Origin of the sequence: Promicromonospora sp. CA-289599 (assembly GCF_050936155.1) — a bacterium.
In the GTDB taxonomy this organism is placed as follows: domain Bacteria; phylum Actinomycetota; class Actinomycetes; order Actinomycetales; family Cellulomonadaceae; genus Promicromonospora.
Genome location: NZ_JBNJNI010000001.1, coordinates 5,735,662 through 5,747,387 on the forward strand (window position 1 = coordinate 5,735,662; position 11,726 = coordinate 5,747,387).

The 11,726-nt window shown below is 73.0% G+C and carries 13 protein-coding genes; 11 read left to right on the forward strand and 2 right to left on the reverse strand.

The genetic code is table 11. The annotated features are described in order from the left end of the window. The first annotated feature begins 21 nt into the window (after positions 1 to 21). Genes ACQEVI_RS25550 through ACQEVI_RS25585 form a run of 8 tightly spaced genes read left to right on the forward strand, consistent with a single transcriptional unit; the run spans position 22 to position 6,636 of the window. Complete coding sequence (locus ACQEVI_RS25550) at positions 22 to 1,218, forward strand: DUF3866 family protein (RefSeq protein ID WP_432904676.1); 1,197 nt, start codon at positions 22 to 24, stop codon at positions 1,216 to 1,218. Then, positions 1,215 to 1,958, forward strand: coding sequence for a DUF4129 domain-containing protein (locus ACQEVI_RS25555; protein WP_432904679.1), 744 nt, complete (start codon positions 1,215 to 1,217; stop codon positions 1,956 to 1,958). The genes ACQEVI_RS25550 and ACQEVI_RS25555 overlap by 4 nt, the downstream gene beginning before the upstream one ends. Next, entirely contained in the window at positions 1,955 to 2,452 is a 498-nt protein-coding gene (locus ACQEVI_RS25560; RefSeq protein ID WP_432904681.1) for a hypothetical protein, read from the forward strand. Before ACQEVI_RS25555 ends, ACQEVI_RS25560 begins: the two co-directional genes overlap by 4 nt. Beyond that, positions 2,445 to 3,443 carry an AAA family ATPase gene (locus ACQEVI_RS25565; protein WP_432904683.1) on the forward strand — a complete coding sequence of 333 codons (999 nt, stop codon included), beginning with the start codon at positions 2,445 to 2,447 and terminating at the stop codon, positions 3,441 to 3,443. The genes ACQEVI_RS25560 and ACQEVI_RS25565 overlap by 8 nt, the downstream gene beginning before the upstream one ends. After that, on the forward strand, positions 3,440 to 4,837 hold the full coding sequence (locus tag ACQEVI_RS25570; RefSeq protein ID WP_432904686.1) for a DUF58 domain-containing protein: 1,398 nt from the start codon (positions 3,440 to 3,442) through the stop codon (positions 4,835 to 4,837). Before ACQEVI_RS25565 ends, ACQEVI_RS25570 begins: the two co-directional genes overlap by 4 nt. Beyond that, a complete protein-coding gene (locus ACQEVI_RS25575; RefSeq protein WP_432904689.1) occupies positions 4,834 to 5,442 on the forward strand; it encodes a hypothetical protein in 609 nt (202 codons plus the stop codon). Before ACQEVI_RS25570 ends, ACQEVI_RS25575 begins: the two co-directional genes overlap by 4 nt. Before the next feature lie 25 nt (positions 5,443 to 5,467). Then, on the forward strand, positions 5,468 to 5,980 hold the full coding sequence (locus tag ACQEVI_RS25580; protein WP_432904691.1) for a Dps family protein: 513 nt from the start codon (positions 5,468 to 5,470) through the stop codon (positions 5,978 to 5,980). A 23-nt stretch (positions 5,981 to 6,003) separates the two neighbouring features. Further along, entirely contained in the window at positions 6,004 to 6,636 is a 633-nt protein-coding gene (locus tag ACQEVI_RS25585; protein WP_432904694.1) for a GNAT family N-acetyltransferase, read from the forward strand. Between the two features lie 58 nt (positions 6,637 to 6,694). Here the strand turns inward: ACQEVI_RS25585 and ACQEVI_RS25590 are convergent, their stop codons facing one another. Then, a complete protein-coding gene (locus ACQEVI_RS25590) occupies positions 6,695 to 7,300 on the reverse strand; it encodes a tyrosine-type recombinase/integrase (protein ID WP_432904697.1) in 606 nt (201 codons plus the stop codon). Between the two features lie 86 nt (positions 7,301 to 7,386). Here ACQEVI_RS25590 and ACQEVI_RS25595 point away from each other — a divergent pair, with 86 nt between their 5' ends. Further along, positions 7,387 to 8,061: an IMPACT family protein gene (locus ACQEVI_RS25595; RefSeq protein WP_432904700.1), complete on the forward strand. Its 675-nt coding sequence runs from the start codon at positions 7,387 to 7,389 to the stop codon at positions 8,059 to 8,061. Positions 8,062 to 8,137: 76 nt separating this feature from the next. On the opposite strand, the gene ACQEVI_RS25600 is transcribed toward ACQEVI_RS25595, so the two are convergent. Further along, on the reverse strand, positions 8,138 to 9,097 hold the full coding sequence (locus ACQEVI_RS25600) for a type IV toxin-antitoxin system AbiEi family antitoxin domain-containing protein (RefSeq protein WP_432904703.1): 960 nt from the start codon (positions 9,095 to 9,097) through the stop codon (positions 8,138 to 8,140). 300 nt (positions 9,098 to 9,397) lie between these two features. Here ACQEVI_RS25600 and ACQEVI_RS25605 point away from each other — a divergent pair, with 300 nt between their 5' ends. Together ACQEVI_RS25605 and ACQEVI_RS25610 are read left to right on the forward strand one after the other, a co-directional pair. Further along, positions 9,398 to 10,786 carry an ABC transporter substrate-binding protein gene (locus ACQEVI_RS25605; protein ID WP_432904705.1) on the forward strand — a complete coding sequence of 463 codons (1,389 nt, stop codon included), beginning with the start codon at positions 9,398 to 9,400 and terminating at the stop codon, positions 10,784 to 10,786. Beyond that, positions 10,783 to 11,715 carry a carbohydrate ABC transporter permease gene (locus ACQEVI_RS25610; RefSeq protein WP_432904708.1) on the forward strand — a complete coding sequence of 311 codons (933 nt, stop codon included), beginning with the start codon at positions 10,783 to 10,785 and terminating at the stop codon, positions 11,713 to 11,715. Before ACQEVI_RS25605 ends, ACQEVI_RS25610 begins: the two co-directional genes overlap by 4 nt. Positions 11,716 to 11,726: the final 11 nt, after the last annotated feature.

Consider the following 11,726-nt stretch of genomic DNA (forward strand, 5'->3'; position numbering starts at 1 on the left):
GCGTTCGGTAGCCTCCACCCTGTGATGACGTGGCGGATCGGGACCGTGATTTCCACAGGCAGGTCGTGGCGGGGCGCACGCGAGCTCGAGGTGACGCTCGACCGCCCCCTGCCGGGGCGCGACGCCGCCGAGGCGGTGACAGGGCAGGTGACAGGACCGGTGACGGTGCGCGCCCTCGCCTACACCGACCTGGTGGGCGACCCCGGGCCAGGCGACGCACTGCTCCTGAACGTCTCCGCGCTCGCCCGCGGACTGGGCACCGGCGGGTACGCGCTCGTCGTCGGTCCGGCCTCGGCAGGCACCCCCCTGCCACCCGACCCGACCCCGGGCCCGGGACACCTCGTCAAGGCCCGGTACACACCCCTGCAGACCATGGTGCTCGGCGTCGACGAGCAGGAGTCGCCCCACCACGCGACCCTGGCCGACGCCGACAACCTCGACGGCATGCCCGTGGTCGTCGCGGACCTGCACTCCGCGCTGCCCGCCGTCGTCGCCGGACTACGGCACGCCCACGCGGCCGCCGGATCCCCGGACGAGCTGCGGATCGCCTACGTCATGACCGACGGCGGTGCCCTGCCCGCCGCGTTCTCCCGCACCGTAGCCGCCCTGCGCGACGCCGACTGGCTCACCACCTGCGTCACCGTCGGCCAGGCCTTCGGCGGCGACCTGGAAGCAGTGACCGTGCACACCGGCCTGCTCGCCGCCCGGCACGTCGCCGAGTGCGACGTCGCCGTCGTCACCCAGGGGCCCGGCAACCTCGGAACCGGCACCCGCTGGGGCTACTCCGGCGTCGCCGCCGGGGAAGCCGTCAACGCCGCCGCCACCCTCCACGGCCGCCCCGTCGCCTCCCTGCGCGTGTCCGGCGCCGACCCCCGCGACCGCCACCTCGGCATCTCCCACCACTCCCTGACCGCATACACCAGGGTCGCCCTCGCCCCCGCCGACATCCCCGTCCCCGCACCGGACACCGCGCTGGAGCACCTGCCCGCCTGGGGCGCACCCCTCACCCACCGCATCCGCGAACAGGCAAAGACCCTCGCCGCACCCGGCAGCACCCGCCACACCCTCGTCGACGTCCCCACCGACACCACCCTCCTCGACACCCTGCGCACCGCACCGGGCGGACTACGCACCATGGGCCGCAACCTCGACGCCGACCCCGCATCCTTCGTCACAGCCGCCGCCGCCGGCATCCACGCCCACCACCTCACGACATGAAACCCATCACCCGCCTGACCATCACCTTCCTCCTGGTCACCCTCGTGGTACTCGGCGCAGCCACCGCCGCCCCCTGGCACCTCAACCCGCCCCACCTGCCCACCCCGGAGCTCTCCATGCCCCAACAGCAACCACCACCGAGCCCCGAAGCCAGCCCCAGCCCACAACCCCAACCCCTCGACGAACCCACCCGCGACGACCGCTGGGTCGTCCTCGTCACCGCAATCCTCCTCAGCCTCCTCCTCGCAGCCCTGCTGACCTTCGCCGCCCGCAAGCTCCTCACCATCCTCCGCGGCCAGATCGACACCACACCCGACAACCTCACCGGCGGCACCGGCACCACAACCCCCGACGACACCGTCGACCTCCCCGAGCTCCAGGACGCCGTCACCCGCGCCCTCGCCCACCTCGACGGACACGCCCGCCCCCGCGACGCCGTCGTCGCCGCCTGGGTAGCCCTCGAAGAAGCCGCAGCCCGCGCAGGCACCCACCGCGACCCCGCCCAGACCCCCACCGAGTTCACCGGCACCGTCCTCGCCAACACCCCCGCACCACCAACCGCCGTCGCCCGCCTGCGCACCCTCTACCAACGCGCCCGCTTCACCGACCGGCCCATCGACCGAACCGCCGTCACCCAGGCCCGAACGGCGCTCGCGGACATCGCACGCAGCCTCGACGTCTACGACCCCACCGGCCCCACCGACGACCTCGCCGGCGACAGCGAACAAGGCCGCGCGTGACGTCCTGGAACTGGCGACGCGTCACCACCGTCACCCTCGTCGCAGGCCTCGCCGCCACCGGACTCGTCTACTGGAACGTCGTCGACCCCTGGCACGCCGCCGCAGCAGCAGCCGTAACCGCCGCGATCAGCATCCTGTGGTCCGCCACCGACGCCACCACCCCCGACCCCGAATGGCCCGACCTCCCCATCGAGGCCCGCGCCGGCGGACGCCACGACGTCTCCGACCTCGGCTGGTCCGTGTTCGGCCGCGACGGCCACGTCACCGACCGGGTGGTCCGCCGCATCCGCGCGCTCGCCGCCGACCGGCTCCGCGCACACGGCGTCGACCCCACCGACCCCGCAGCCGAACCCGACGCCGAACGACTCCTCGGCGCTCGCGTCCTGCACCAGCTCAAGTCCCGACAGCCTCCGACGGCGCGCACCGTACAGACCTGGCTCGACGCGATAGACCGCCTCGGCGCCGCACCCACCACCGAGGAGAACCATGCCTGACCGCACCAACCCTGAGACCGGCCCAGCACCACTGCCCGTCGCCGACGTCGCGGCGCTGGGCGAACAGGTCCTCACCGAGGTGGGCACCGCCGTCGTCGGCATGCGTGACGCGCTCCAGGTGGCCCTCGCCACCATCCTCGCCGGCGGGCACGTGCTCTTCGAGGACGTGCCAGGCCTCGGCAAGACCCTCGCGGCCCGCTCCCTGGCCGCCGCCCTCGGTCTCGACTTCGCGCGCCTCCAGTGCACCCCCGACCTGCTGCCCGCGGACATCACCGGCTCCTCGGTCTTCGACCCGGCGACCCGCACCTTCGAGTTCCGCCCCGGACCGGTCTTCACCGGCCTCTTCCTCGCCGACGAGATCAACCGGACCGCGCCCAAGACCCAGTCCGCGCTCTTGGAGGCCATGGCCGAACGGCAGGTCTCCATCGAGGGCACCAGCCGCCCCCTGCCCAACCCCTTCCACGTGCTGGCCACCTCCAACCCCGTCGAGTACGAGGGCACCTACCCCCTCCCGGAGGCTCAGCTCGACCGCTTCATGGTCCGCCTCGGCGTCGGCTACCCCGACCGGGCCCAGGAGGCCGAGGTCGTCACCCGTCGCCTCGCCCGCCGACAGGAAGCCACCTCCGTCCGCCGCGTCGTCGACGCCGCCACCGTGCGCGCCATGCAGGCCGGGACCGAGCTGGTCCCCGTCGACCCCGACGTCGTCCGCTATTGCGTCGACCTCACCGCCGCGACCCGTGGACACCAGGCCCTGGAGGTCGGTGCCTCCCCGCGCGGCTCGCAGAACCTCGTCCTCCTCGCCCGCGCGGTCGCCGTCCTCGACGGACGCGACTACGTGCTGCCCGAGGACGTCAAGCGCGTGGCGATCCCCGTCCTCGCCCACCGCATCACCCTCACGCCCACCGCGTGGGCGTCGGCCACCCGGCCCGAGACCGTCGTCGCGGACCTCCTGCACACCGTCCCCACGCCTGCCACGGTCCCCACCCGATGACCGTCGGCGGCATCATCGTCGCCGGCGGACGGACCTCGTACAGCAGACCCGCTGACGGCTCCCACGGCTGGCGCCCCACCTCCGCGCACACCGCCGCCGTCACGGTCGGGATCCTCCTGCTCGCCACGAGCGTCCTCGCCGGCCGCGCCGACATCGCGCTCATCGGCATACCCGGCCTCCTCGCCGCTACCTGGGCCCACTCCAGCCGTCCCACCACACCCCTGCGTGCGGACCTCCACGAACCGGCGGGCCCCACCACCCCGGGCGAGCTCACCGCGACCCTCCAGCTCGCCGCCGGTCCTGGCGAGGGAGCCGACGTCGTCCACCTCCGCATCACCGCGCCCGGGCACCGCACCACCCACCTGACACTGGCGGCCCGCCCGCAGGATCACGCCCAGGAACAAGCCCAGGCCCAGGGTCGCGACGTACCGCTCCGCCTCTCGTCCGTCCGCACCGGCCCCCAGCAGACCTTCACCGTCGACCTGCGCGGGTCCCGGCACGGCACCTGGGAGGAGGAGCCGACCCTGGTCCGCGCCGCGACCCGGCTGGTCCTGCCCGGCGCGGCGCCGCTCGGCCGCCTGCCCCTGCCGCGACGGCTGCGCGGCCTCACCGGACCGCACTCGGCACGCCGCCTCGGCGACGGCACCGAGCTCCGCGACATCCACCCCTTCACGCCGGGGGACCGGCTGCGCCGGATCGACTGGCGCACCACCGCCCGCCGCTCCCCCGAGCTCGACACCCTCTACGTCCGCCGCACCTACTCCACGGCCGAGGCGACGGCGGTCCTCGTCGTCGACTCCCGCGACGAGGTAGGACCCGACGTCCGCACCTGGCGCGGCTACGGCATCATCCGGGTCGACGAGCCGACGTCGCTCGACCTCGCCCGCCACGCCGCGGCCTCGGTCGCCACAGCCCTGGTCGAAGCGGGCGACCGCGTGGGCCTCGAGGACCTCGCCCGACGACGACGCCCCCTCCCGCCCTCAGCCGGACGACGCCACCTCCGCCGCCTCGTGCACGGACTCGCCCTGGCCCACCCGAAGGACCCCGCTTCGGCACACCGCGTACGGCCGCCGCAGCTCCCGGCGGACGCCATCGTCTACCTCTTCACGACGCTCCTCGACGACGACCCCCTGCACCTCGTCCGCACCTGGCGCACCGCGGGCCACCCCGTCGTCGTGATCGACACCCTCCCCGACGTCCACCCCGTCATCGAGAGCCACCTCGTGATCGCCTGGCAGATCGGCCGCCTCGAGCGCGAGGACCGGATAGCCGCCCTGAACGTCGAGGGCATCCCCGTCGTCCGCTGGGCCGGATCCGCGCGGGAGCAGGCCGCCGTCCGCTTCGAAGCACTCGCCCACGCAGCCCGACGCCACATCCCCGGACGTACCCCATGATCCCCAGCTCCCTCACCGAACGGCTGCGGCACCTCAGGCTCCGCCTCGACGACCCCGGCCGGCGCCCCCTGCCCGCCGTCACCGTCGAGACCGGACCCACCCTCCGCGGCTGGACCTTCCGCCTCGCACTGCTCGCCCTCACCCCGCTCCTGCTCTTCACCGCCGCCGCCCGCACCCCCGACGTCCCCCTCGGGGTCACCGGAACCGTCGCCGTCCTCGCCACCGGCCTCCTCGTCGTCCGCCCCACCCCCGCCACGGCCGGCGGCGTCATCGTCGTCGCTACCGTGCTGTTCTGGGGCTTCACCAGCGAACCCTTCGACCCCTGGGCACTCGTCGTCGCGCTGCTCGCCCACCTCCTCGCCCGCACCACCTGGTGGGCCGCCCACGTCCCACCAGGTGGTCGCACCGAGCTCGCGGCCCTCCGCACCGGCTGGCGACGCGACGCCTCGGTCCTCGGCGCCACCGGCCTCCTCGGCGCCCTCGCCATGCTCGCCTCCGGGACGACGGCGACCACGGCCGTGCTGCTCGCGGCACTGGCCCTGGTCGGGATCGTGCTCCTCGCGCTGGCGACCGGACGAACCTCGCATGAGGATGGGCAGAACTGACCGATCGCTGGAAGAGAGGATCGACATGTCCCCGAAGCTGCCCCGCTACACCGTCCCGTCCCTCACCCCCGAGCAGGGGGCCGAGGTCGCGGAGATCCTCCAGCAGCGGCTGCACGCGCTGAACGACCTGCACCTCACGCTCAAGCACGTGCACTGGAACGTCGTGGGACCGCACTTCATCGGCGTCCACGAGATGCTCGACCCGCAGGTCGACGCCGTGCGCGCGATGGTCGACCAGATCGCCGAGCGCATCGCCACCCTGGGCGGTGTCCCGGTCGGTACGCCGGGTGCGCTCGTCGCGGCCCGGAACTGGGAGGACTACCCGCTCGGCCGCGCCACGACCACCAAGCACCTGGCCGCGCTCGACGACGTCTACGACTCGGTGATCACGCACCACCGCAAGGCCGCCGACGACACCGCGAAGCTGGACGACGTGACGAACGACCTGCTCATCGGCCACCTGCACGAGCTGGAGCAGTTCCACTGGTTCGTGCGCGCCCACCTGGAGTCGGCGTCCGGGGCGATCCCCGAGCAGTGACCGCGAGCGGTTAGGGTGCCGGGGTGACCGAGCCCTTCATCCGCCCGTACGGCGTCGCCGACCGTGCCGACGTCGCAGACATCTGCGTCCGCACCGCCGCTGCCGGCGGCGACGCGCGCGGCGTCTACTCGTCCGACCTGCTCATGCCCGACGTCTACGCCCTCCCGTACGTGGAGCACTCCCCCGACCTCGCGTGGGTCGTCGAGCACGAGGGCCGTGCCGCCGGATACATCATCGGTGTCGCCGACACCCAGGCCTTCGTCGACTGGTGGGCCCGCGAGTGGACGCCGGGCTTCGTCGCCCGCCACCCCGCCGTCGGCCCGGCCACAGGCCGGAACCCGTCCTACACCGAGGCCCAGCTGCTGCACGACGGCACGGACCCGCAGCGCATGGTCCGGGGCCTGCACCACGGCGAGCTGACGACGCATCCCGCCCACCTGCACATCGACCTGCTCCCGGTGCTCCAGCGCCGCGGCCTGGGCTCCCGCCTCATCGACACGCTCCGTGCCGCCCTCGCGGAGCGCGGCGTGCCCGGTGTGCACCTGGGCTACGCCGCGGAGAACACCGCTGCCCACTCGTTCTACGACCGCTACGGCTTCACGAAGCTCCCCTCATCGACCCCGAGCGCCCCACTGGTAGGCATCCCGACCAAGTGACCGTTGAGTGCTGGATATTCGCCCCTTCAGCAGGCCTGGACGGGCGAATATCCAGCACTCAACTGGACTGGGCCGCTTCTATCCAGGCTCGGCGGATCTGTTCGAAGCGGGTGGGGAGTGGTGGACGCAAGGCGCCGTAGCGCGCGTTGGTCCGGTGCACGAACCGCCGCCACGACAGCACCAGCCCCTGCCGGCTGATCGGCAGACCGGACGCGACGGTCGTCCCGTTGTCGTGCGTGTGGTGCACCGTGAGCAGCAGCGCCCTCGGCACCGAACCCTCGAGCTCCGCCGCGAGCTCCTCGCGCACGACCATCCAGTGCTTCAGCAGCACCACGAGGTCGGCCGGCAGCAGGTGCCGCCGCGGTGTGCGGTGCTTGCCGTGCCGGACCAGGACGCTGCCGTCCGAGGCCTTCGCCCGGGCCGGCCCGAGATCGATGTCCTCGACACGGACCCGCAGCAGGTCCCCGTACCGGGCACCCGTCGCGCGCACCAGGCCGGTGATCACCGCGAGCCGCACCGCCTCGGGCTTCGCGCCGGTGCGCATCGCCTCGGTGGAGAGCTCGCGCCAGACCCACTCGGCCTCCTCGAGGCTCACGGGCGGCCGCGGATAGCGGGCGAGCTCCCCGCTCCCTGCTTGTGGTGACGTGGCATCGGTGCTGGTCATGGTGGAAATATACGCTTGGCACACTATTAATCGATGGAGAAGACGCCGCGTGTCGTCGATCCGCGAAGTCCCCGTACCCTCGTGCGGTGGACCTCCCCAGCACCATCGCCCGGCCGATCGACCACGAGGTGGTCATCAAGAAGTCCCGGTTCCTGGCCCACCTCGCACCCGCCACGAGCGTCGCGGAGGCCGACGCCGTCATCGCGCGCCTCCGCAAGGAGCTGTGGGACGCAGGCCACCACTGCGTCGCGATGGTCCTCGGGACCGGCGCCGACGGCGCGAGCCAGACGGCCCGCTCCTCCGACGACGGCGAGCCCGGCGGCACCGCAGGCGTGCCCATGCTCGAGGTCCTGCGCCATCGCGACATGACTGACCTGGTCGCGGTGGTCACCCGCTACTTCGGCGGCGTCAAGCTGGGCGCGGGCGGGCTGGTCCGGGCGTACTCGGGTGCGGTGGCCGGCGCCCTGGACGTCGCCTCCGGGGCCGGGGCGCTGCTTCGCCGGGAGCTCCTGTACGAGGTCGAGGTGCCCGTCCCCCACGGCGACGCCGGCCGGATCGACAACGTGCTGCGCGACTGGGCCTCGTCCCACGGGTCGGTGATGGAGCCGCCCGCCTACGACGCCGTCGCGCACCTGCGGCTGCTGGTGCCGAGGGAACAGCTGGACACCCTGACCGCCGACGTCGCCGCCGCCTCCGCGGGCGCCCTCTCCCCCGCCGTCGGCTCCCCGCGGGTGGTGGACGTGCCGGTACCGGCCGGGTAAGTGGGTTCGACCCCTACATTCTGCATGCCACCGTCGGCGTGTCGCGTGCAGAACGTAGGGGTCGAATGCCCGGGACCTACGGTGGGTGCACCACTTTGCGGACCGCGCCGCCGACAGTGCCGGGAGCCCGGACCTCCTTCCAGGTGAACCGGAGGATCATCACGCCGCCCAGTGCGACGAGGTCGTTCTGACGTGATCGGTCACGAAAGAGCGCAGCCAGCTCGGAATGCACCCCGGCGCCGTCGATCTCGACGACGAGCAGGCGGCCGTCCGCCAGCCGGAAGCCCATGTCGCCCCGCCCGAGCAACGTGCCGTCCGGGGCGAACACCTCCACCTGGAGCTCGTCCGGCGGGACACCCGCGTCGATGCAGTCCAACCGGGCCAGCGACTCGAGCACCGACTCCGCGCCCTCCACCGACTCGTCCCACCAGGGCGCCGATCGCATCGAACCACGCCGCCCCCTGGCCAGCTCGCGCGCTCGGTCCAGTCCTCGCGCATCGACCACCCTGCGGTGGCGAGCGCTGTCGAGCACGGCGATCGCCGTCCGGCGATCCAGCCTCGGAACCGCCTGCGCGAGCGCCCGCTCCGGCTCGGTGTACCGAAGCCCGTTCCGTACGAGGTGCCGGTCCCCCAGATCCACCTGCCGGACCATCAGGTGCTCGCTGCTCCGCCCGTACCGACCGTCCAGGTATGCAACCTCGGGAGTGAACTCCCACGGGATGCCGTGCACCCCGGCCACCACGAGCGCGGCCTCGCCGACCGCTACCGCACCGGGACCGGCCAGGAGCTGCCCCAGCCACACCTTCCAGAGCCGGACATGGTCGTACTCCCGCGCGGTCAGTCGGTCGGCGATGGTGTCCCTTCGGGTGTCGCAGATGCCCCGAGCCACCCGCCGCAAGACTCCCGCCGCGACGAGCCTCTCCCGTCGACCCCGGTCGACGCCGTACATGTCGCACTGGGCGATCGTGAGCAGGCCCTCTTGGGCGGCTGCGAGGCGCAGCAGGCGGGGCGGCAGGGTGGGCAGGGGGCGGGCCATGCAGCTAGTTGACCGCACCGGGAGACAACACCGCCGCGCCAGGACCGCCCGCTGTGGACGACCTGGCACAACCACGGCCTGTGGTCACGCTCGGCCCCACCGCGGCATGCGCAGGCGAGCCCAACACGCGGCACGCCACCCTCGGCGTGTCGCGTGCAGGATGTTGGGGTGGCCCGCGGGAACCGCCGGGACCGGGTCGACGGCGAGCACGGTCCCCTCCCGCGCGTCGGCCTTGACTGACCTCCTTCGCGGGTGAAGTCTCTGGGGCACCCGCACCGGCACAAACACCGAGGAGGGACCATGCACCGTCGCATCCGCTCGTCCGCCGTCGTCGTCGCACTGACCGCCGCCGCAACCCTCCTGGCCGCTTGCGGCCCGAGCGCCGAGCAGGAGGGGCCGGCCGACGCCATCACCTTCTGGACGCCGCAGTCGACGCCGGAGCGGGTCGCTGCCCAGGAGGCCGTGGCGGCCCGGTTCACCGAGGAGACGGGCATCGAGGTCGACGTCGTCCCGCTCGCGGCCGCCGACCAGGACCAGGCGCTGGTCACCGGTGCCGCGTCCGGCGAGGTGCCGGACGTGATCCTCGCCGGTTCCTCGCAGATCACGTCCTGGCAGGCCCAGGGACTGCTCGACACGGACGTCGTGCAGGAGGCGATGGACACGCTGGACCCGACGACCTTCAACGATAACGCGCTGGGCGCGGTCACCGTTCAGGACGACGGGGGCAACGGCACGGTCGCCGCCGTCCCGAGCGACGGCTGGGTACACCTCATCGCCTACCGCACGGACCTGCTCGAGGAGGCGGGGGTCGAGGTGCCGACCACCGTGGCCGAGCTCGCCGAGGCCGCGACCACCGTCAAGGACGAGCTCGACATCACGGGCATCGCGCTCGGCACCCAGTCCGGCACCGCCTCGGGCACGGAGGGCATCGAGTCGATCTTCCAGTCGGCGGGCTGCGAGCTCGTGGCCGACGGCGCGGTCACGATCGACTCGCCGGAGTGCGCACAGGCCGCCGGGCACTTCAAGGAGCTGCGCGACTCGTCGGTCGCCGGCGACTACGACGTCGAGTCCGCACGCGCCGCCTACCTGGCGGGGGACGCGGCGATGCTGCTCTTCTCCACGCACATCCTCGACGAGCTGGCGAACCTCGACGAGGCCGTGCCGCCGTCGTGCGAGCAGTGCGCCGACGACCCGGAGTTCCTCGCCGAGCAGTCGGGCTTCATCACGGTGCTGGACGAGTCCCATCCGGCCCAGTTCGGCGCCACGCTCGCCTACGCGGTCCCCGCACGCGCGAACGCCGACGAGGCGCGCCAGTACATCGAGTACGTGCTGGGCGAGGGCTACGCCGACACGCTCGCCGTCGCGACCGAGGGCCGCCTCCCGCTGCGCACCGGTACCCCCGAGAACCCGACGGAGTACCTCGACGCGTGGGGCGGCCTGGGCTTCGGGCCCGAGGTCGAGTCGTCGGTCGCCGAGGTGTACGGCGACGACCTGGTCACCGCGATGGGCGAGGGCATGGCCGCCGTCTCCCGCTGGGGCCAGGGCACTCCCGACGCCACGCTCGCCGGGCTGGTCGCCACCCAGGGCACGCTCGCGCAGCAGCTCGACCCGCTGTACCGGGGTACCGATCCGGCAGAGGTGACCCAGCAGATGGCCGCCGAGGTGACGGCCCTGCAGCAGGACCAGTGACGGCCCGACCGACCACGGCTGCCCAGCGCACGAACCGCTCGGGGTGGCTGCTCGTCTCGCCGTCGCTCGCGGTGGTCGCCCTGGTCGTGCTGCTGCCGTTCGCCCTGGTGGTGGTGTTCGGGTTCTCCGAGATCCGCCTCGTCGACATCCCGTACCTCGGGACGGAGCCGATCGAGTGGACGCTGGACAACTTCCGCCAGGCCGCGGCGTCGCAGGCGTTCTGGGGCGCCCTGTGGACCACGGTCCTGTACGCGGGTCTGACGGCGGTGGGGTCGCTCGCCGTGGGCCTCGTGCTCGCGCTGGCGCTGCGGCGGCCGTTCCCCGGACGCGGCCTGGTGCGCGCCCTGCTGCTCGTGCCGTACGTGCTCCCGGTGGTCGCCGCGGCCACCATCTGGAAGACGGCGCTCAACCCGCAGTACGGCGTGGTCAACGCGTTCGGCCGCGCGTACCTCGGGTGGGACACGCCGGTGGGCTTCCTCAGCACCACCACTGCGGACGTCTGGGGTGTCCCGGTGCCGGTGGCGCTGCTCGTGGTGGTGCTGTTCGACGTCTGGAAGTCGGCGCCGCTCGCGTTCCTGTTCCTCACGGCCCGGCTCCAGTCCGTGCCCGGCGAGATCGAGGAGGCCGCCGCGCTCGACGGCGCGAACCGCCGGCAGGCCCTGCGGTTCATCCTGATCCCGCAGCTGCGGGCGGTGGCCCTGCTGCTCCTGCTGCTGCGGTTCATCTGGTCGTTCCAGACCTTCGACGACGTCTACCTGCTCACCGAGGGCGCCGGGAGCACACAGGTCATGGCCATCCAGGTCTACACGGAGCTCGTCACCAAGGCCGACATCGGCAGCGCCGCGGCGTTCGGCCTGCTCATGAGCCTCATCCTGTGCGTGCTCCTCGCGGGGTACGTGCTGCTCTCCCGACGAACCGACGAATCATGAGAGGGCAGCAC